This is a genomic window from Shewanella sp. SR44-3 (assembly GCF_014163735.1).
GTDB lineage: Bacteria > Pseudomonadota > Gammaproteobacteria > Enterobacterales > Shewanellaceae > Shewanella.
This window is the reverse complement of record NZ_JACJDV010000104.1, coordinates 1-583: the sequence shown is the minus strand read 5'-3', so window position 1 is coordinate 583 and position 583 is coordinate 1. Positions and strand designations below refer to the sequence as shown.

The 583-nt window shown below is 45.6% G+C and carries 2 tRNA genes; both read left to right on the top strand.

The features are described from left to right. Positions 1 to 262: 262 nt before the first annotated feature. Positions 263 to 339: transfer RNA gene (locus tag H5073_RS18005), tRNA-Ile, on the top strand. A 136-nt stretch (positions 340 to 475) separates the two neighbouring features. Then, positions 476 to 551: transfer RNA gene (locus tag H5073_RS18000), tRNA-Ala, on the top strand. The last annotated feature ends 32 nt before the right edge of the window (positions 552 to 583 follow it).

Here is a 583-nt window from a genome sequence, read left to right as displayed (position 1 = left end):
GTAACAAGGTAGCCCTAGGGGAACCTGGGGCTGGATCACCTCCTTACCTATACGACTAACTCATACCTGAAAGCGAGCAATCGCCTTGAGTGTTCACACAGATTACTTGATAGAAAGAAAGAGAAAGATATCGAAAGGTATTTTTGAGGATTTTGATTCTTAATCAAGGCACTTGATGAGTCTCGCAGGGAGTGTGCGTTTAGCACATGACTGAGAAACGAAGAAAGTAACGCTGAGTAAGGTTCAAAAGACCAAAAAGAATGGGTCTGTAGCTCAGCTGGTTAGAGCGCACCCCTGATAAGGGTGAGGTCGGTGGTTCAAGTCCACTCTGACCCACCAAATCTTTTCTACTCTTTGTTAGTTTAATACTCGTTTAGCAGGCTAAACGTCGCATTAAACTGCCTTGATTAGAATGCGATTTGGCTTCGCCAATCATTATGATTGGAGCCGTGATGTGTTTCTCGACTGTATGTAAGGGGTTATAGCTCAGCTGGGAGAGCGCCTGCCTTGCACGCAGGAGGTCTGCGGTTCGATCCCGCATAGCTCCACCATTCTCTTTAAGAGATACATACATTAGGACAGA